Source organism: Sulfurovum zhangzhouensis (assembly GCF_030347965.1).
In the GTDB taxonomy this organism is placed as follows: domain Bacteria; phylum Campylobacterota; class Campylobacteria; order Campylobacterales; family Sulfurovaceae; genus Sulfurovum; species Sulfurovum zhangzhouensis.
Genome location: NZ_JAQIBD010000002.1, coordinates 419300 through 440447, shown reverse-complemented (window position 1 = coordinate 440447; position 21148 = coordinate 419300). Strand labels below are relative to the sequence as shown.

Here is a 21148-nt window from a genome sequence, read left to right as displayed (position 1 = left end):
GTCTAACTCTTAAAGAGTGCGGAGCCTACTCTTACAAGATTTGATCCGCATTTGATCGCTAGTTCAAAATCACCACTCATCCCCATAGAACAGATAGTTGCTCCCTCTTTTTGTACTTTATCAAAGACCGCATAGGTGTCTTCAAAACTTTTTTGTATCACTTTTGTATCTTCTGAGTGGGCACCGATCGTCATAACCCCTTTGAGGTTGATGTTTGGACAACTCTCTTTGATCTGTTGGTAGATATCATAAGCCTGTTCGGTTGGTACACCTGATTTTGTTGCTTCATCCGCTGCATTGATCTGAAGGAGAGCATTCATCTTTTGTGCTTTGGCTTCCAATTTCTTATTGAGCTCTTCAGCTAGTTCGATACTGTCAAGTGACTGAAGAAGGAATGGACGAAGATCAATAAGCTTGTTGATCTTGTTTTTTTGTAAAGAACCGATCATATGCCATTGTAAAGGAAGTTCATCAAGTGCATCCATACGTTGTGCCAGTTGCTGTACCTGGTTTTCACCAAAAGCTCTTTGCCCAAGTTCATACAGTGTAGCAATATTCTCTATTTCAGTATATTTCCCCACACCTACAAGTTGGACTATATGATGTTCGCTGACGGAGATACGTGCTTCTTCGATCCTCCATATTACTTCATCAAGATTTCTTCTTAAGTGTTCTTTATCAAGTATCATTGTGCTTTCCTTCGTTATCCAAATAGTCTATTGATATCATTATACAATCCAAGTAGCATCAGAGAGATTAAAATTCCCCATCCAGTTACTGTCATATAGTACATTGCTGCTTCATTTGGCGCTTTCCCGCGTATCCATTCATAAAGATTGAAGATAATGTGTCCTCCATCAAGTGCAGGTATAGGCAGTAGATTGAGTACACCAAGGTTTACCGAAATTAGTGCAGTAAATAAAAAGAGGGCTACTATCCCTATATTACTTGCTTGGGCTGTCACATCGACAATGGTGAGTATGCCTCCCAATTTATCTGCACCGATAGCACCAGTGATAAGCTTTTCAACACTTTGAAAGATCAGCATAGAAGCATAGAGTGTCTCATTCCATGCAAACTGAATCCCTTCTAGTAGAGAAAAATGTAATTTCTCTTGATTGACCAGTGGTCCTACACCGATAAGTTTACGTTGTATATCTTCACCAAATTTATTTTTTTGAGTTTGTATGACGGGTGAAAAATCAAAGTTCATTAATGCCCCATCTCTTATAACCGTTAGTGAGAGTGTATGGTCTGCTGTCTGTATCGCCTCACCGATATTCTCCCAGTCTTTGATCTTTATATGGTTGATCTGTACAATTGTGTCATTGATATCCAATCCTGCCTCTTTGGCTGGAGAGTCAGGGGCAAAACTGCCTATGGTTGCCGGCATATACTTAGCATAGTTGAAAACAGGGCTTAGATGTGTACCGATCTGTGAAACGGCAAAATAGAGTACAAAAGCAGTAAAAAAGTTTGCAAAAGGTCCGGCAAGTAAGATAACGATACGCTGCCATGGTTTTTTTGTCGTATAGCTATCGCTGTCATAACTCACTTTTGTAGGGTCACTGTCATCTTGACCTTTCATTTTGACATACCCGCCCAAAGGAATCGTAGAAATACTCCAGAGTGTATCACCGATCTTTTTTGTAAACAGTTTTTTTCCAAAGCCTATACTGAAAACTTCAACCTTTACACCAAAAAATCTTGCAGCCAAAAAATGACCAAGTTCATGAAAAAATATGAGTACAGAAAGGACCAGCAGTGCAATAATAACGCTCATAATACTCCCAATGATGGTTAAATGGCGCATTATATCAAAAAGATAGTGATATATTCAAAAAGTAATTAGATAGCACATATGTAATGATGACTTCTCAACCTTTCAGACGTCAGGTGTTCTCTCTATTCAACCGAATGTCAATTGATGGATTGATATTTTGAAATGTGTGGAAAGTTAAGTAGGAGAAGAACTCTCCTACACAAGTATATTAGAAGGTATAATTTACAAATACTCTGAGATTTGAAAGTTTATTCCCATTGATTTCATCATTGATATCACTATAGAAAATATCCATATTAAGTGTGTCATTGAACGTATAGTTTGCAATCAGGTCCAGTTCAGTACTTTCTATATTGTTTTGGTCTTTCAGAGTGAGATGAGCAGCAGTAAATGTCAGGTTATTAAGTCCAATTATCCCGGCATCCCACTCAGCCACAAACATCAGTGCATCACCATCTACACCTGCCTCAGCAAGTGTCAGATGTTCGGAACTAGTAAAATACGGTCCACCTCCAAAACCGTTAGTTGCAGCATTATTGACACTTTTGTTATAGGCTGTTCCTAATGAAAGTCCAATAGGATTAAATCCCAAAGTACCTGTAATACCATAGACAGAAGCATCCGCATCTGAATAATAGGCAAGGGCAGCGTATTGCGCGGCTAATGCATAGCTAAAAGTATTGAACGTACCTTCATAGCTTGCTTCAAGATATGTTATATCCTCTATATCAAAATCATTGAGATGGTAGTACCAGCTGGTCAATGAAAGATCTTCAATTCCTTGGAAGGTTACACCTATGAGTTGTGCACCTGCATTATCATTTATGTTGGTGAATTCTGAAGGGGCCTCTGCATCTACCCCTGCCATTTTTTGTACCTGTGCAAGTATGATCGTAGTGTCCTTGAAATCTTTATTGATCCAAGTTATTGCCTCAAAAGTATTGGGTACCATGCCGATATCATCTGTATCAGCAAATGGTGTATCGATTTCCTGCCGTCCGACCTTAAATGCATTTTCCCCCCAGACTGCCTGTAAATATACTTCTCCAAGAATTGTATAAGAGTTTCCGCTGCCGTCAAAGAATGGTATTCCTGCACCGCTTAAGTACCCTTCATGTTTGCTTATTGAATTGGTAGTATAAATGCTGGTACCGGCACTTATTCCATTCCATGCGACTGTTTGGATATGCAGTTTCCCGCCAAGTGCGATATCTGTATAATCAGAGTCTTCAGAGATATCTGTTTTTTGGTATCCTGTACTTATATATCCATCTACCTGTTGAATAAAAGAGAAGTTCTCCCCATTTGCCTGATCCACAGGCGTCATATCTTCTCCTGCATATATATTAATACTCATTATTATTAAAATTGATATTTTTAGTGCGATATTTTTCATTGTTTCCCTAATATCGTCATTTTTATTTGAAAAGGATCTAATATGCCGATCCCTATTGATCATTTTTCTACTTCGATTTTTTTTGCTTCTTCAGCCCTAAGTGCAACTAGTGTTCCCTCTATTTCGATCTCCATAGTCTGTTTAGCTAAAGAACATCCTCTTACTGTCAGTACTTCACCTTTACATACACCCATAGACTTAAGGCGGTCCTTAAGTGCTTGCTGGGCATCTATCTTAACGATCGTGGCACTTTGTCCTTTTTTGAGTTCAGTGAGAATCATCTTATGCTCCTATGATAAGTTTTGTGATATTGTAAGCTATAAAGCTCAGTATCCAGGCTGTCAATGTCGTCATCAAGAACAGATATACCAAGTACTTCCATCCTCCAGCTTCCTTGGTAAAGACCATTGAAGCTGCCAGACATGGCAGATAGATCATTACAAACACGATAAATGCGATCGCTGAAGCAAATGGAATGTTATCTCGGATCTTTTTGATCAAACCTTCATTTCCTTCATCTACTTCATCACCCAATGCATAGAGTACACCTAGTGTTGACACTACGACCTCTTTGGCAGCAAGACCTGTTTCAAGTGCGACTGCCATTCGCCAGTCAAAGCCTAACGGTTCAAAGACCGGTTCAGTTGCATGACCTATAATACCCAGATAACTTTTTTCAAGCAGTGTCATTTTGAGTTCATTTTCAAGCTGATGTTGCTGATCTTCATCGACTGTCTGTTCTACCTTGGTTTGATAGCTGAGTTCAATCTCCGGATATTTTGGATAGCTACTTGCAAACCAGATCAGTATCGATGCAGCCAGGATATAGGTACCCGCTTTTTTTAGATAACTTCTAGCCTGTCCATAAACGGTATGCCAAATAAGTTTAAATGATGGTGATCGGTATTTCGGCATCTCCATTACAAATGGTTCATCTTCACCTTTGAATACAAACAGTTTCAGGATCTTAGCCATCACTAGTCCAAGGATGGCTCCTGAGATGTAGATGATAAAGAGGATATTACCGGCCTGTTCTTCAGCAAAGAATGCTCCCGCAAAAAGTACATAGATCGGCAGTCTTGCACCGCAGCTCATAAAACCGATGATAAATAGTGTGATAAGCCTGTCCTTTTCATTTTTGAGCGTACGGGCAGCCATATATGCAGGCACCGAACATCCAAAACCTGTAACCAGCGGGATAAAACTTTTTCCATGAAGTCCAAACTTATGGAAAAACCCATCAAGCAAGAACGCTACACGGCTCATATATCCTGTAGTTTCTAGCAGTGCGATACCGATAAAAAGGATAACGATATTAGGAAGGAACATAATTACTGCACCCACACCGGCTACTATACCATCACCTATCAATGAACCTAGTTGTCCTTCACCAAGGGTTGATTTAGCTTGATCCCCCATCCAAGAAAAGGCAGCATCGATATAGTCCATTGGAATCGAACCAAGTTCAAAAGTAAGCTGGAAAAGCACCCACATAAAAAACAAGAAGAGGGGAATACCCAAAAACTTGTTGATAAGAAGATTGTCGATCTTTTGTGTAAGGTTCTTTGCCTTCATACTTTTTGTAGACATTACCTCCATCTTTGCACCTTTTGCAAAGGCAAAATGTTCGTCATCAAAGATCTCTTTAAGGTCCTTTGTATTGTGGTGTAGGTAAAGATGACCCAATGCATCGCGTACAAGCGGTAACATTTCAATCCAGATCGGTTCATCATGCATTTTTTTATACATCTCTTCATCTTCTTGAATAAGTTTTACCGCAAGGTGTCTATAGGGAAGTTCTGATCTGTAGTTTTTCTCTTTAAGAAAACTCACAATATGTCTGATCTCTTCTTCAATCGGATCAGAATAGATTATTTTAGCAGTCGTTTCTTTTTGATTATAGACTTCTACAATAACTTCTTTGAGCTTATCAATCCCCTCACCGGTAGACGCGGCTGTTTTGATGCATGGTACTCCAAGGATTTTAGAGAGCTGGTTTTCATCGATCTCAATACCTTCGTCTCTGGCTTCATCACTCATATTCAGTGCGACGATTACCTTTTTGCCTGTTTCAAGTAGTTGTGTAGTAAAGATAAGATTTCTCTGGAGATTGGTAGAGTCGACTACATTGACGATAATATCATACTCATCACTTTGTAAAAAACTCTTGGTAACTTTTTCTTCGATCGTATATTCTGTTAATGAATATGCCCCGGGAAGGTCGATGATATGTGTCTCATAATTCTCACAAGAGACATCATCACAAATAGTAAATACTACTTCAGTCTTATCGACCGTAACACCTGAGAAGTTTCCTACTTTTAGTTTGGCATTGGAAATGGCATTGATAAGAGATGACTTCCCTACATTTGGCTGTCCTGCCAATGCTACCGTGATTTGTTTCACAATTTTTCCTTATACTATTTCATATTTTAAATAGAAATGATAATAGTTATCACTTTTATGGAGTGGAGTATATTCGAATTTTTCTTAAAGTGTATTAAAATGATAGTAATTATCAATTATATTTTTTCCACAGAATAAAAAAGATATGATATTATAGCTTATAACACAAAAAAGTATTGATAAGGGAGTACTCCCCGGACACTCTCAAGGAGAGTGGTGTATTCAAAGAAGGGGAGATTAGAATGAAAAAAATTTGTATCATGAATCATACTCATGATATCCAATTATAATATAGCTAAAAGAGAAAAACATATATTAATTGATTATTTTTTAATCAATTAATATATGTTTTTTATATCAAATAAATTAAAAGTTATTTACAAAGTTGTCTCGTAGTGAGAAGTGAATAAAAAAAATTGAATAGTGTAGGAGTTGAGAGATTGAAAAAACTCCACTCTCATAAAGAGAGTGGAATTCTTATAGATAAGAGAAATGTAATAGACTAGAATTTGTAAGTTGCGATAAGTTCAAGAGCATTTGATTCTTCAAATCCACTGATGTATGCATCTGTGTTTGAATAGATAGCATCAACAGAGATACAATCAGTAATTCCATAACCTAAGACAAGGTCAAACTCATGTCCTTCATAATCATACTCAGAGTTGTCAAAATATACATAAGCTGCAGAAATAGCAAGTCCATTATATTCTGTTGCAGCTTCTACTTTGAAAGCATCACCTACTTCAAGAGAACCCAAGCTATTCCACATACTAGTATAGAGTGCATCATTATCTACGAATCCTGCAGGACTATCTTCAACTTTTACATAAGCAGCCATTAGATCAAATCCTGATAGTGAACCTGATGCTTTGATACCATATACCATAGAATCATCCATACCATCCCAATCAGTACTTACAATCTGCGCAGCAAGTTTGATACCTGAAAACTCAGCACCTGCATCAGCATAGATTTCAGTGTAACCAGCAGCATCTACATTATAGTACCAGATACTTGCATCAAATGCATCACTGTAAGATGCACCTACTGCCCAGTTATCTCCATCAAGGTCTGCAAAGTCATTACCAGTATTGTTTCCTCTATATTGTCTAATATATGAACCAACTAAAGAGAGATTAGAGATTGATTTATTGACCACAGTATAAGCTTCGAAACTACCTGGCGCTAACAACCAGTCAAAACCACTTATCATTGGTGTGTCAAGAAGTTGACGACCTAGTACAAAAGTAGTATCTCCATAAGTTGCAGTAATGTTTGCTACGTTGAAGTAAGCACCAGTTTGTTTAGGATCAGCACCCCAACTCTCAAATAGATCAGCATTACCATCGAAAACGTTAGTGTATCCAACTGCTGTAAAGTTTGCACTTACATTGTCAGTAATTTTGTGTGAAACATCCAAAGTAACAGCAGCACCTAACTGGCTTTGTTCTTTGTCAAATAGATCATATCCATAACCATCAAATGTCCAATAATATGCTGTTGCTTTACCATTGATTGTTGTGTTAGCATTACATGCCTCTGCTGCCGGTGCTTCTACAGCCGGTTCAACTGGAGCAATATCTCCTCCTGCAAATGCTGAGCTGACAGCTAGCGCTGCAATTAAACTTAATTTTGTCAATTTCATATCATTTTCCTTGTTTTTAAGATAATCAAAGTATGACATCAAATTAAGAAAATTAATGCATTTTAGTGATTATTTTTTAATCAATAATTTTATACGATAGAAAAAAGAGAGGTATTATGTACTATAAAAAAAGTTTTGATAAAGAAATAGTATCTAGAGACTCTTAAGAAAAATATAAACCCCTTCAAAAGGGAGGAAATAATGATAAATCTTACTCATGATCTTTAATATAATATAGTTAAAGAAGAAAATAATTTTTTGATGATAATATTTTAACCAACTATATCAATTTTAATTACAATGCATTTATATTTCAATAGTATAAAGTGTTTTAATCTGTTGTGGTATACAGAGAAGAATTTCAGATAAAAGAGGATATTACTCCAGTAAAAAGGAGTAATATCCTATAGATATGAGTGATTAGAACTTATAAGTTGCGATCAACTCAAGTTGGTTAATATTTTCACCATCACCGTAATCAGTGTTAGAGTAGATTGCATCTAGAGAGATACAGTTTGTTAGACCATATCCTAAAATAAGGTCGAACTCATGTCCGTCTTCGAATTCATTTTCATATTCGTAGTATGCATAGCTTGCAGTAGCAGAAAGTCCTGAGAACTCAGTAGCTGCTTCTACTTTGAATGAATTACCAATTGAGTTGGCTACAGTTGTGTTCCAAGAGTTTGTATAAAGACCATTCCATCCAACATATCCAACAACTTCATCAGATACATTGTTGTAAGCACCCATCAAAGAAACACCTGAAATTTCAGTTGATGCTTTGATACCAAATACATTTGAACTGTCTGCAAAGTCCCAATCAGTATTTGCATATTGCGCTGCAACTTCGATATCAGCAAGTTTTGTAGAAGCATCAACATAAACTTGTGTATAACCTAATGCATCTACATTATAGTACCATACACTTGCACTGAATGCTTCGCCTGCATATGCTGCACTCGCTGTCCAGTTGTCACCGTAAAGTTCCATAAAATCAACACCAGAGTTATTTGGTCTCCACTCATCTACATATGCAGCTACTAATGTAACATCAGGGATTGAAGTGTTTACCAATGTATATGCCTCAAATGATCCAGGTGCCAGCAACCAATCATATCCTTGAAGCATTGGTGTACCAAGAAGCTGACGTCCAGCTACCAATGTAGTATCCCCATAACTTGCAGTGATGTTAGCAACATTGAAGTAAGCACCAGTTTCTACACCCTCTAAGTAGTTATCATCCATAAGGTTAGTGAAACCAACTGCAGTAATGTTTGCACTGATATTATCTGTGATTTTGTGTGCAACGTTCACTGTTGCAGCTGCACCCAGCGCACTACTTTCTGAATCAAATAGATCATACCCATAACCATCAGCAGTGATGTAGTAAAGGGTCGCTTTACCATCAATTGTTGTGTTGGCATTACATGCCTCTGCTGGAGCTTCTACTGCCGGTTCAACTGGAGCGATATCTCCTCCTGCAAATGCTGAGCTGATAGCTAGCGCCGCGATTAAGCTTAGTTTTGTAAATTTCATATTATCTTCCTTGTTCTAAGATAGTTGAAGTATGACATTAAATATATTAAATATTTATAACTTAAGTGATTAATTTTTAATCATTTTAATATTTACATAAATAAATTATTTATATATGATGAAATAATAAATTATAATATTCAATACTTTATAGATGTTACATTTATTTAGATAGAGAAAGAATATTAAGAACTAAATCCCTAATTATGTTGTGTAGCTTTGAAGAAATCTCTGACATACTCATAGCCAGAATAGAGCGTAAGAAGTACAGCAAACCAAAGGATGATTTCTCCGCCTGGCCAGCCCATTAACAAAAAGCCGATAGCGATCATTTGTACAACGGTTTTTACCTTTCCCATCCAAGATGCAGAGATATCAATCCCCTCTGCAACTGCAGAGACACGCAATCCTGTGATAAACAGTTCTCTTGTCAGGATAAGGAAAATCGCCCAAGATGAAGCACTCCCCAGTATCATAAGACCCAGGAACCCAGCCAAAGTGAGCATTTTATCTGCGAGGGGGTCAAGTATCTTCCCCAGTGTCGTGATCTGATCAAATGTTCGCGCAATATATCCATCAAAAAAATCAGTAGCTGAAGCAACTACAAAGATAAATGCTGCAATATAATTGAGCCATGAGGAATGTATATCTTCAAAAAAGGAGGCATCCTGATTTACAAGAAAGAAAAACATAAGAGGTGCCAGAAGTAAGCGGATAAATGCCAGAATATTTGGAATATTAAGGAGTCTGGATGCCTGCATTAAACTTCTTACCTCTCTTACAGACTATCTAAAAGTTGTTCCACCGTCAACCACTAAGGTTTGACCTGTGATCCAAGATGCTTCATCAGTACAAAGAAAATATACAGAACCTGCAACATCTTCAGGACTTCCCATTCTATTTAGTGAAGAACGTTTGATCGTTTCCGCCTTAACTTCTTCGTAATTTGTGAAAGCTTTAAGTGCATCAGTATCGATAGGCCCGCCAGATACAGCATTTACACGAATTCCCATTTCACCTAGTTCAACGGCAGCGTAACGTGCCATTGCTTCCACAGCTGCTTTGTTGGTCCCGTGTCCTGCATAGTTTTCAATATAGATAAGATTCCCTGTTGAGCTTAGTGTTACAATTGCACCACCACCCACTTTTTCCATACGCTTAGCAGCCTCTTGTGAACCTGCTACAAAGGCACCAACGGTTGCAGTATAGATGTTAGTTAGGCCCTTTTTGGGTCTAAGCTTCATAAATTTACCATAACCACCAACAACTGAGCGTCCATAGATCATTGCATTGCTTACGAAGAAATCTACACGGTCAAAGTCCTCATCGATCGCTTCAAAAAGCGGTTTGAACTGATCTGTATCTAGAATGTCAAGTGGATAGGCTTTTGCTTTAATACCGTAATTACTACTGAGCTCTTCAGCGATCTTATCCGCAGCTTCTTTATTTGAGTTGTAGGTGAAAGCAATATTTACACCATTTTGTGCGAATTTTTCAGCTGTTGCTAACCCGATACCTTTTGTGGCACCTGTAATTACAACGGTTTTACCTTTCATTTCTGACATCAATATACTCCTTTGAATGATGTTGTGTTATTGCTCTTAAGCACCAACGATCTTGTATTTTTTCATAACCGCTTCAATTTTTTTCATATTCTCTACACTAGGCGGTACCAGTGGTAGTCTATACTCCAAGGTATCGATTAGACCGGCAATATACATTGCTGCCTTGATAGGAATAGGGTTACTTTCACAGAAAAGTACTTTATTGATATCGATCAGTTCTTCATTGATTGCTTTAGCTGTTTTGTAATCACCTGACAAAGCAGCTTGTACCAACTTACTTTTTATATCAGGAAGAAGGTTTGATGTAACCGAAGTGACACCTTTACCGCCACTTGCAAGAATAGGGAAGTCGATCGCATCATCTCCACTGAAGACATAAAGTTCAGGGATCTTTGCCATCAATTCAACAGTTCTTTCCAATGATCCTGTTGCTTCTTTGATCCCCATAATATTTGGCACATCATCAAAGAGTCTTTTGACAGTCTCAGGCAGGATATCAACTCCTGTACGTCCCGGTACATTATAAAGCATGAACGGTACTTCTACAGCACTGGCAATTGCTTTGTAATGTTGGTAAAGCCCCTCTTGGCTCGGTTTATTATAGTAAGGGCTTACAGAGAAGATCGCATCTGCACCAACAGCTTGTGCATTTTTTGCCATCTGTATTGCTTCATGGGTTGCATTGCTTCCTGCTCCTGCAAGTACTTTTGTATCAGTTCCTTTACAGACTTCAACAGCGATCTCTATACAGCGCATATCTTCATCATAACTAAGTGTTGCACTTTCTCCTGTTGTTCCTACGGGACAAACTGCATCAATACCGTTATCCACTTGTCTTTGGATCAATTTTGCAAAAGCCGCCTCATCCAATTTACCGTTTTTGAATGGTGTGATAAGTGCGGTGCTTACACCGGTTATATAGTTGCTCATACCTATTTCCTAATTTACTTTTTAGTTTCGTCTTTTTTGAGTATTACTGTGGTAGATCTTGAATGATCAAAATACTTATTTGCGACATCCTGAATATCTTTGAGTGTAATTTTATCCAATTTCTCTTCATATTCAAGTAAAGGATCCAGGTTTCCTTTTACCAAGTATTCACCATAGAGCCCTGATACGGAATGCGAGCTTTCCAATGAGTAGATGAATTCAGCTTTAGTATTGATCTTGACCTTATCAAGTTCTGCCTGTGTGACATCGCCTTGTTTGATCTTCTCTAATTCAACCAGAACTTCTTTTTCAACCTGCTCAGGTTCCACTCCTGCCGCACACATAGCCATGATCAAAAATACTCCCGGGTCTTTGAGCTCCATGTTGTAACCATAGATCGTGTTGACCAGTTTTTTCTCATTCACCAATGACTTTTCAAAGCGGCTGCTTTTCCCATGACTGAGGATAGAAGAGATCGCTGAGAGTACCACCTGATCTTCATGTTCGAAGTTCGGTATAGCATAGGTGATCGCAAGTGTATCAACCTGGTTTCCTTCTTTGTGAAGGATGGCCCGTTTTGCACCGTCTACTTTAGGTTCTACTGCTGTCACTTTGGGTACTTCAGTATGATTTTTAATATTTCCAAAATATTTTTCTGCCTCTTTATAGACGCTCTCAGGTTTAATATCTCCGGCAACAACAAGTATCGCATTGTTTGGCTGATAGTGCTGCTTATAAAAAGTGCGGATATCTTCGATCTTCCAACTTTGTATATCTTCCATAAAGCCTATAGGAAGCCAGTGATATGGATGGTAGATATAGTGTGTATTAAATATCCTAAAATAGAGGAATCCCATAGGGTTATTGTCTGTTCTTAGCCTACGCTCTTCTGCTACTACATCACGTTCTGTCTGAAACTCTTCATTTGTTAGTTTCAGGTTGCTCATCAGTTCGGCAAAGAGTTCTAATGTCATTGGCAGGTTTTGTGAAGCAGTTTTGATAAAGTAGTGTGTTTTATCAAAACCGGTTGCTGCATTGTTTACCCCGCCACGACTTTTGACAATCATATCAAAGTCACCCTCTTTGAGTTTATCAGTCGATTTAAAACTGAGGTGTTCAAGCATATGTGCCATACCGCTTTTACCCATAGTCTCGTTGCGGCTTCCTACCTTGTAGTAAATATCGCTTGTGATGACACCCGAGTCGTTATCCATAGGAATGACAACGATTTGAAGACCGTTGTCAAGTGTTTTTGTATAGTGTTTTGGAAGTGAATTCGCCATAAGTGTTCCTGCAAACAGCATCCCGCTAAAAAAAGATGCTTTTATAAAATATTGAATTATTGAAATAAATTTATTTTTCATTTGTCCAATCAGCTCCGATTGCTTCGCTGATGTGAGTATACCCGTCTTGCTTTAATAGTTTAATTAACCCCTCATTGATCTCTTTGATAAGTTCAGGCCCCCTGTATACGAGCATAGAGTAGACTTGGACTAAAGAAGCACCGGCTTTGATACGTCTGTAAGCCTCTTCTGCAGAGTCAATACCTCCAACCGAAATCAGCATGGTTTTCCCATAAAGCTCTTTACCGATAGCCTTGAAAAGCTGGTAGGACTTTTCGGTAAGTAAAGCACCGGAAATCCCTCCAAAGTTTTGTTTGAGCGGTGAATCTGTCACAGAGTAGTCAATGGTAGTATTGGTTGCAATGATCCCTGCGGCACCTGCCTCTACAGCTACCTTACAGAGTGTAATTGCATCTTCAGCTTCCATGTCAGGAGCAATTTTAAGAAAGACCGGTTGAGAGGTGATCTCTTTTGCCATATCAAAGATCGCTTTGATGAAATTCTCATTTTGCAGATCACGCAGACCCGGCGTATTGGGTGAAGAGATGTTGATGACAATGTAGTCACCATAATCTTTGAAGGCTTTGAAAAGAGTCTCATAATCATTCAATGCTTCATTTTCAGGTGTAACTTTGTTTTTCCCGATATTGATACCTACAGGATAGTCAAGGAAGTAGAGCTTTTTAAGACGCTGAATCATATAGTGGCTTCCTTTATTGTTAAAGCCCATTGCATTTTGAAGGGAGTCATCATCTGTGAGTCTAAAGAGTCTCGGCTTAGGGTTGCCATCTTGCGGTTTTGGTGTCACTGTACCGACCTCGGTAAATCCAAAACCAAGGGTTGGCATAGCAGTAATGTACTGACCGTTCTTGTCAAAACCGGCACCCAACCCTACCGGGTTTTTAAAGGTGCGTCCAAAAAATGTTTGATGAAGCATTGTATCATCAACAAAGTAGCGCTCTTTGATCAAACGCATTATAGTAGGGCAGTGAGCAACTGTTCTAAGTCCTAGGCCGGCAATAGTATGTGCTGTTTCAGGATCGAAATTAAAGAGAATTTTTTTGAGGGTTTGGTAAGAAAAAAATGACACTGTTTACTCCGTGATTAAAAAAAGTAGTGGATAGCCAATGTTAGGCCGTGAAGATCATCCAGAAAATCTAGATTTTGCACTTTAAAGTAGTGATATCCTAGATCAACATCGATATTATCGGTTGCATAGATGATAAATCCAAAATTCCCTCCATAGTAAAAGCCGTTGCTTTCTTCCGGAATTTCGTTAAGAGCATCCTTATCATACTTCAGGTAGCCGGCTGTCCCGCCAAGATAAGGTCTGAGCTTTGGTGTCCCAAACATCTCATCAAGCAGAATTTTATCAATCTCTACAGAAAAACTGCTATAGCTTTTCTTGTGATAATCCAGGGCAAAAGTCGTTCTCCATTCTTGTGACTGCTGCCCGTATCTGATGCCTACACCGGATTTGTGTGTCGGGTCATCATTGTTAATGTTGACAGTTTCTGTTGAAATGAAGAGACCGACAAAGGGAAAGTTCTTTTGGAATTGTGCATCTGCAAGACTGAAGAAAAGCATGAGGGTAAAGAACATTCTAATCATCACGGACCTTTGTATGGATTAGGTCAGATTATACCATCTGTAGCGTTATAACTTACTTGCGAGGCGCTGGTACACCTGACAGTTGTTTAGCAGATTGTCATGTGTATCACTGCAAATAATCTTTCCATTTTCAAAGACTAGAATTTTGTCTGCATCTTCGACAGTGCTTAGTCTGTGTGCAACGGTAAACGTGATCATTTCAGGCTTTAGCTTCGTAAGTGCCTGCTGTATCAGTGCTTCACTTTTATTATCCAGTGCAGATGTTGCTTCATCAAGTATCAGAATATCCGGGTTTTTGTAAAGTGCCCGGGCGAGGGCAATACGCTGTCTTTGACCACCTGAAAGATTGCCTCCGCCTTCAGAAAGCTGTGTATGGATACCACTCTCCAGTTTATCAACAAACTCCATTGCAAATGCTTTATCCAAGGCCTCAACAACACGTTGTTCATCGATCTCTTCGCCATAAGCAACATTGGCTGCGACAGAATCATTGAATATATAGATACGTTGTGTCACATAGGCGATCTTATGATGCAGTGACTCAAGTGTGAAATCTCTATAGTCTCTGGTGTTAATAAGGATATTACCGCTGCTAGGATCATAGAAACGTACCAGTAAGTTGACAAGAGAACTTTTCCCTGCACCGCTATCCCCTACCAGAGCGATCGACTCTCCTCTTTGCACATCAAAAGAGATATGTTTCAATGCAGGTGTATTATCATAGTTCAGTGAGACATCTTTTAACGAGATATTTTGCACTGTATCCGTGAGTATAGTTTGACCTGATGTAATTGTCGGCTGTGTATCAAGCAGTTCATTCATACGGATATTGGCAGTGATGGCATCTTGCGCCCTGTTATAAAGTTTTGAAAGGCGTTTGATTGGATCATAGAGCATAAAGAGTGCTGCGGCAAATGCAAAAAAAGACCCGACACTCATCCTTCCCTCTATCACTTCCGTACCTCCTATAAAGATCACGATCCCGATCGCAACGGAACCGAGTATCTCCATTACCGGTGAGGTAAGGGCATTGGTTTTGATCTGTTTCATAATGTATTTAAAGACATTTTGGTTTTGGGCCTCAAAACGTTTCTGTTCATACTTTTGTGTTGAATTGGACTTGATCACTTCGATATTGGAAAGTATCTCTCCAAGTCTTGAGGTCATATCGGCAGTACTCTCTTGAGAGGATTTAGAGTATCTTCGCATTTTTTTTGCGAGTTTACTTAAAGGAAAGATCGCCAAAGGCATAATAATAAGAAAGTAAAGTGCCAATTTGGGACTCTCATAGATCACATATCCTGTGAGTGCGATAATGGTCAGTATTTCTCTGATAAGGTCAGGAATGATATTGGCTACGACAGCCTGAATACGGCTGATGTCATTGGTAGTACGTGAGAGTATTTCCCCGCTGTGTATCTGTTTAAAAAAGGACATATCAAGATGAGTAAGGTGCGAAACGAGGTTATCTCTGAGCTTTCTTACCACATCTTGACCGATGTAGGAGGTATAGTAAGTCTGTATGTAGCTTCCAACCCCCTTGAGCGTAAAGACACCAAAAAGCAAGAAAGGCATGAGTGCCAGCATGTAAGTATCTTTATTGATGAAGACATCATCGAGTACAGGTTTGATAAGCTGTGCGGTTCCTGCTGTACCGACGGCTACAGCGATCATACCAAGTATTGCAAAAAAGAACTCTCTTTTATACCCTGAAAGATAAGGAAGATACTGTTTGAGTAGCTCTTTCATTTAGGCCTTTTCCCATACTGTGCCATCAGGTGTATCCATGATAGCAATACCCAATGCGGTAAGTTCATCACGAATAGTATCTGAGCGTTCGAAGTCTTTTGCTTTTTTCGCTTCACTTCGCTGCTCTATCAACGCTTCTATCTTTGTTTTAAGTGCTTTATCAATACCGATCTGGAAGTAGGCATAGGGCTCTTTCCCCCCAAATCCAAGAAGGGCTTCGATAAATTCGATATTGGCAATAGTCTCTTTTTTCAGAGCTTTGTCTTTTGGATTGTTGTCGAGTTGTTCATTGGCTTTTGCAACCATCTCATCGATTACGGCAAGTGCTATAGAGATATTGAGGTCATCGCTCATTGCATCAAGCAATGCTTTTTTGAACTCTTTATTTACTGCTGAGCCTTTTCCAGGAACAACACGTTTTTTGAGTCTGTAGAGCTTATCCAGTCTCTTTTTTGCGATGAGAAGGTCCTCTTCATTAAAATTGAAGTTGTTGCGGTAGTGCACGGAGTTAAGGTAATAACGCAGTATCTCTCCGTCATAGGCACTGAGTGCATCTTTTAAAAAGAAGCTGTTCCCCAGACTTTTGCTCATTTTCTCCCCGTCTATCTGCACAAAACCGTTGTGCATCCAGTACTTTGCAAGTTCATGCCCGGTAGCACAGCGGCTCTGAGCAGCTTCATTCTCATGGTGAGGAAAAAGCAGGTCCGCTCCACCACCATGGATGTCGATAGAGTATTCATCTGTGCCATGATCGTGTGCAAAATGTTTTTCGATCATTGCAGAACATTCGATATGCCATCCCGGACGACCTTTGGAAAATGTGGTATCAAAACAGATATCCTCTTCGCCCTTACACGCTTTCCACAAGGCAAAGTCTTTAGGATTTCTTTTTTCAGAGGTATGTTCTATACGGCTTTGGTTCTCTTCGTCATCACCTACTTGATGTGATATATTGCCGTAGTTGGCATCTTTGCTTGTATCAAAATAGACATCACCGTTGCTGATGACATAAGCAATATCCTTGTCTATCAGTTTTTGTATCATCTGCTCGATGGCTTCAAGTGACTCTGTTGCTTTAGGCTCTATATCTGCCCGCGCAACACCAAGTGTATCCATCTCTTCAAGATAGCGGTCGATATAAAGGGTAGTGATCTCTTCAAGACTTTTACCGGTCTCTTCTACTTTTTTGATGATCTTATCATCGATATCTGTGAAGTTCTTACCCATAGTGACTTTATACCTCAAGGTCTTAAGCGTACGTGTCAAGAGGTCAAATGCCAAAGCGCTGCGTGCATGTCCCAAGTGTGCATCATCGTACACTGTAGGCCCGCATACATAGATACTGGCTTCACCTTTTTTGATAGGTTCAAAAGGGACTTTGGTTTTTTGTACGCTGTCGTAGATCTGCATAGAGTAGGATACCTTCAATCAAATTTATAATACTGCGATTATATCCAATTTATCTAATGAGCCCGGTAAGCCATATGTTGATGTATATGAGCAATAGAGTCAAGAGAACGGATATTACTAGAAGATAGATCAGTTTTTTTGACCATAAAATTGCAAAAAAGCGATCAAATCCTACTTCTTTGACAGTAAGGATAAATAGTACCCAACCTCCGATACTTCCAGCCAGTGCCAGACCAGAAGCCCCCATAAATTGCATCAGTATCAAAGAACCGGTGATGGAAGTTATCAGAGAGTAGAGTGAGATCTTTGCCGCTTTAAGATGTTTGTATGAAGCATATAAGAACAAAGAAAAAAGTTTAGCAAGACCAAACGGTAAAAGTCCTATCATATACATTTGCAGTACACTGACAGTTTCGAGTGTCTGAACCTGGGTGAACTTTCCTCTCTCAAAAAGCAGCCAAACGATCGGTTCAGCAAGCAGTATGCCTCCCAACGTAGATAAACTGAGAAGAAATGCCAGCAGCCAAAAAGCTTTATCAAGATTGGCATAGGCTTTATCTTCCTGATGGTTTTTGATCGCCTTGGAGATCGCCGGGAATAGTGCAGTCGCAGTCGCGATAGCGATAACTGCCAAAGGAAGCTGGAAGACACGATTGGCATAAAAAAGATAAGAAACTGACCCGGAGATAAGGAAGGTAGCAAGTATCGTATCCACAAAGGCAGAGATCTGTGGAGTAGAATTTCCCCAAATTGCCGGGAGAAAAAGTTTATTAAAACTGTTTTTTTCTTCTTCTATATTTTTAATCTTACGGTATTTCCATCCACCCAGTAAAATGCGCTGAAGATTAAATTGTTTGATAGTAATAAGATGGGATACAACCTGCAATATCCCGCCTGCAACCACTGCAAAGCTCAGAGCGTAAGCTACGCTTTTGGGATCTTCTTTCATATAGATCAAAAGTGCGATGATCATCGCAATATTAAGCAGGGCAGTGGACATCGCTGTAGTCGCAAAGTGTTCTTTGTACTGTAAAAGTGTAGCAAGGAACGTGACAATAAAGATCAGGTCAAGGTACCAGAAGTTGATCGCTGTCAACGGAGCAGTAAGGCCTATCTGCTCCCAATCCCAACCCCATGCAAGTGCTTTGGTGATCGGTTCAGGGAATAGGGTGATCAATAAAGAGATAGAGGTTAAAAAAAGTAAAAAGCGCAAGAAGATCGCGGTAGCAAATACTCCTTTTTGTCTGCTAGCGACAAAAGAGGGCATAAAAGCCTGTGTGAAGGCTCCTTCTGCAAAGATACGGCGAAAAAGGTTTGGCAGTTTGAAAGCCACAAAAAACATGTCGCTCCAGACGGATGCTCCAAGTGCGGATGCCATCAGGACATCACGTCCCAGACCGGTGATACGTGAAAATAGAATACCAAAGCTGTTGGTAAAAATGGATTTTAAACGCATAGTGTTCTTTGTTATTGAGATAGGATATTTTAGCGAAATGTTGGTTTGAGTCAGATAGTTATGTTTTCACTATCTTCATCTAAACTTGTAGTTGTTTATCATTTTGTTCCAGCTTTTTATCAAGCAAAATGGCAAAGGGTATCTGTATAAGGTAGGCAAACATGATCGGCAAAAGCATGGAAACACCGAAAGCTTTCATCGAAAAGGTGGAGAGGACCAATGCTAACGTAATGTAACGTGTAGCGCTATGCCAGAATGCCGCTTTTTCTTGAGGTGAATCAAGGTTGAACATAAAACGTGCAGCCAACAGATCAAGCAAATAAAAAACAATCACGGCAACAAGAGATATGGCAGCAAGTTCAGGCTCCAGATCAAAGATATCGACAAGGCTTTGCGTGCTTTGCAATCCAAAGAGATAAAACAAAATAACAAAGATGCTTGCGTTGCTGATATAAGTTCGGTATGTTTCGATAAAAGCCGCTAGAGGCTTGATCAAAATAATGACCCTGCTTGTAACGAAAGGGATAACGATGAGCAGCATTACGACCAGCCTTGCATAACTGCTCATATTGTTTGCATCCTCTGTGTACAAGGTCGAAAAGTAGCTTTCTGTATAGATACCGAAAAGGTGCAGCATCAGGAAAGAAAGCGATACCAAAAGCAGGTTAATAAAAAGGATGATAAATCCCAATGAAGTGTCTCCACCTGATTTTTTGATCCAGTACATCACCATGCCGCCGCCGCTCAGTACCGAGAGGAGAAAAATTCCTGCTGCAATACCGTAATCTCTTGTGATCAATCCGATGATCACAGCAAAAACAGGGAGTAGAACGAAATTGAGAAAAAGGCTTTTTATGATAGTGATACGATATTCCCATACCAATTTCACATCTGAGAGTCTTACTTTAAATAAAGAAGGCATGATCATGGTTAATCCTGCAAATAGGCAGATATTGGAGCTAAAGATAAAACCATCAGTATTATAGCTGTATATAAATCCAAGTGTCGCGCCCAATAGAACTATGAAGAGTTGCATATAGACCCTTTTTTAGAGGAAAATTTATAAATTATAATGAAATTACAATAATAAATAATTTTTTATTTGATAAGTATAGTGAAATAATTCCCACTCATTATCACTTACAAAACAATATTTCTTAGAGCATAGGAACCGTGCTGAAAGATACTATAGGTTTAATTGATCTTTCAGATATCGGAATTTAACTACTACTTTATTTTCAAGATCAAATACTTAGTGGTGAGCACCGCAAAAATTGGCATCACACCCATGTACCGCACCTGAATATTGTGAATTATCTAAGAAAAATTTTAAAATGTCTTTTCTAAAGTATTTAAACCGTTTACTTTGAACATTTTTTAGGGCCTGAGGATCTTTTTTATGTACATCAATCAATGTCTGATCGTCTTCAAAGTATTCCATCCAGCTATCTTCGTCTTTCTGTACTGCAAAGTAAAATGGAGTACCATGACACTTCCCGCATAGTTTAGTAATCACCCGAAATGTTTTGTCATCGTACTTTTCTGCTCCATGAATCGTTTGTATCAATAAAGCCATTAAGATTATTTTTACCAGAAAGTTATTCATTAGAGTTGCCTTTTTGCTGTAATGGTAAAGTTAAAGTGTGTAAACCGTGTGTAAGAGGAGATCTAGGTGTTTTAAAATATGACAATATGACATATTTATTATTTCACTAAAGAAGTATTGTTATACTGTGATAAAGAAAAGAAAAAGGTAGAAGATGATCGTAGGAATTGAAGGAACTATAGAGCGTAAAGATCCGACCTTTGTACATATCAATGTTAACGGATTGATCTATGAAGTGATGATCTCACTAAATACTTCTAATGCTATTCAAGATAAAAGAGTAAAGCTCTTTACTACACAGATCATACGTGAAGACGCACATCTTTTATTCGGTTTTATGGATATGAATGAGAAGAAGATGTTTGATACTGTACTGAAGATCAATGGTGTAGGGCCGAAAGTAGGGCTTGCTATCTGTTCGACTTTTACTCCTGAAACCTTTGCGAGGGTAGTGAGTTCCAAAGATGTAGGACTTCTTAAGAGAGTACCGGGTATCGGACCAAAGGCAGCGAGCCGTATTTTGGTCGAATTGGCAGACTTTATCGTGGATGGAGAGGGAGAAAGTAGTGGAAACAGTGCCATGGTAGAGGCGATCATGGCTCTTGAGAGCCTTGGTTTCAAAAAAGATGCGATTCAAAAAGCCCTTTCAGGCTGTAGCGGTGACACAAGTACCCTTGTCAAAGAGGGACTTAAAAAGTTACAACGTCTTTAG

At 39.0% G+C, this 21148-nt stretch carries 19 protein-coding genes; 1 reads left to right on the top strand and 18 read right to left on the bottom strand.

All coding sequences use genetic code 11. The features are described from left to right. Window positions 1-2: 2 nt before the first annotated feature. The 18 genes from PGH07_RS07400 to PGH07_RS07315 form a co-directional block, all read right to left on the bottom strand. Window positions 3-689, bottom strand: a complete 687-nt coding sequence (locus tag PGH07_RS07400) for a YggS family pyridoxal phosphate-dependent enzyme (RefSeq protein ID WP_289413737.1) — start codon at window positions 687-689, stop codon at window positions 3-5. Between the two features lie 14 nt (window positions 690-703). Continuing rightward, complete coding sequence (gene rseP, locus PGH07_RS07395; RefSeq protein WP_289413736.1) at window positions 704-1783, bottom strand: RIP metalloprotease RseP; 1080 nt, start codon at window positions 1781-1783, stop codon at window positions 704-706. A 208-nt stretch (window positions 1784-1991) separates the two neighbouring features. Further along, the gene (locus tag PGH07_RS07390; protein ID WP_289413735.1) at window positions 1992-3179 is read right to left on the bottom strand and encodes an OprD family outer membrane porin; all 1188 of its coding nucleotides are present in this window, start codon (window positions 3177-3179) and stop codon (window positions 1992-1994) included. A gap of 59 nt (window positions 3180-3238) precedes the next feature. Further along, on the bottom strand, window positions 3239-3460 hold the full coding sequence (locus PGH07_RS07385) for a FeoA family protein (protein WP_289413734.1): 222 nt from the start codon (window positions 3458-3460) through the stop codon (window positions 3239-3241). Window position 3461: 1 nt separating this feature from the next. Next, window positions 3462-5585: a ferrous iron transport protein B gene (gene feoB / locus PGH07_RS07380; RefSeq protein ID WP_289413733.1), complete on the bottom strand. Its 2124-nt coding sequence runs from the start codon at window positions 5583-5585 to the stop codon at window positions 3462-3464. A 502-nt stretch (window positions 5586-6087) separates the two neighbouring features. Further along, the gene (locus tag PGH07_RS07375; protein WP_289413732.1) at window positions 6088-7230 is read right to left on the bottom strand and encodes an OprD family porin; all 1143 of its coding nucleotides are present in this window, start codon (window positions 7228-7230) and stop codon (window positions 6088-6090) included. Window positions 7231-7650: 420 nt separating this feature from the next. After that, window positions 7651-8766 carry an OprD family porin gene (locus PGH07_RS07370; RefSeq protein WP_289413731.1) on the bottom strand — a complete coding sequence of 372 codons (1116 nt, stop codon included), beginning with the start codon at window positions 8764-8766 and terminating at the stop codon, window positions 7651-7653. A 200-nt stretch (window positions 8767-8966) separates the two neighbouring features. After that, on the bottom strand, window positions 8967-9527 hold the full coding sequence (pgsA, locus tag PGH07_RS07365; protein WP_289413730.1) for a CDP-diacylglycerol--glycerol-3-phosphate 3-phosphatidyltransferase: 561 nt from the start codon (window positions 9525-9527) through the stop codon (window positions 8967-8969). Window positions 9528-9551: 24 nt separating this feature from the next. Continuing rightward, window positions 9552-10331 carry an enoyl-ACP reductase gene (locus PGH07_RS07360; RefSeq protein WP_434481301.1) on the bottom strand — a complete coding sequence of 260 codons (780 nt, stop codon included), beginning with the start codon at window positions 10329-10331 and terminating at the stop codon, window positions 9552-9554. Between the two features lie 36 nt (window positions 10332-10367). Further along, window positions 10368-11261 (bottom strand): 4-hydroxy-tetrahydrodipicolinate synthase, encoded by an 894-nt coding sequence (dapA, locus tag PGH07_RS07355; RefSeq protein WP_289413728.1) that lies wholly within the window; start codon window positions 11259-11261, stop codon window positions 10368-10370. Window positions 11262-11275: 14 nt separating this feature from the next. After that, the gene (locus PGH07_RS07350; protein WP_434481300.1) at window positions 11276-12625 is read right to left on the bottom strand and encodes a M16 family metallopeptidase; all 1350 of its coding nucleotides are present in this window, start codon (window positions 12623-12625) and stop codon (window positions 11276-11278) included. Further along, the gene (locus PGH07_RS07345; RefSeq protein WP_289413726.1) at window positions 12615-13694 is read right to left on the bottom strand and encodes a quinone-dependent dihydroorotate dehydrogenase; all 1080 of its coding nucleotides are present in this window, start codon (window positions 13692-13694) and stop codon (window positions 12615-12617) included. Before PGH07_RS07345 ends, PGH07_RS07350 begins: the two co-directional genes overlap by 11 nt. A 14-nt stretch (window positions 13695-13708) precedes the next feature. Beyond that, window positions 13709-14215, bottom strand: a complete 507-nt coding sequence (locus tag PGH07_RS07340) for a hypothetical protein (RefSeq protein ID WP_289413725.1) — start codon at window positions 14213-14215, stop codon at window positions 13709-13711. Window positions 14216-14260: 45 nt separating this feature from the next. After that, on the bottom strand, window positions 14261-15964 hold the full coding sequence (locus tag PGH07_RS07335) for an ABC transporter ATP-binding protein (protein WP_289413724.1): 1704 nt from the start codon (window positions 15962-15964) through the stop codon (window positions 14261-14263). Beyond that, the gene (gene cysS / locus PGH07_RS07330) at window positions 15965-17374 is read right to left on the bottom strand and encodes a cysteine--tRNA ligase (protein ID WP_289413722.1); all 1410 of its coding nucleotides are present in this window, start codon (window positions 17372-17374) and stop codon (window positions 15965-15967) included. Window positions 17375-17423: 49 nt separating this feature from the next. Next, a complete protein-coding gene (gene murJ / locus PGH07_RS07325) occupies window positions 17424-18830 on the bottom strand; it encodes a murein biosynthesis integral membrane protein MurJ (protein ID WP_289413720.1) in 1407 nt (468 codons plus the stop codon). A gap of 79 nt (window positions 18831-18909) precedes the next feature. Further along, entirely contained in the window at window positions 18910-19866 is a 957-nt protein-coding gene (locus tag PGH07_RS07320) for a hypothetical protein (RefSeq protein WP_289413719.1), read from the bottom strand. A 216-nt stretch (window positions 19867-20082) separates the two neighbouring features. Then, window positions 20083-20436 (bottom strand): hypothetical protein, encoded by a 354-nt coding sequence (locus PGH07_RS07315; protein ID WP_289413718.1) that lies wholly within the window; start codon window positions 20434-20436, stop codon window positions 20083-20085. 154 nt (window positions 20437-20590) lie between these two features. Between PGH07_RS07315 and ruvA the strand changes: the two genes are divergently transcribed. Continuing rightward, a complete protein-coding gene (gene ruvA, locus PGH07_RS07310) occupies window positions 20591-21148 on the top strand; it encodes a Holliday junction branch migration protein RuvA (protein WP_289413717.1) in 558 nt (185 codons plus the stop codon).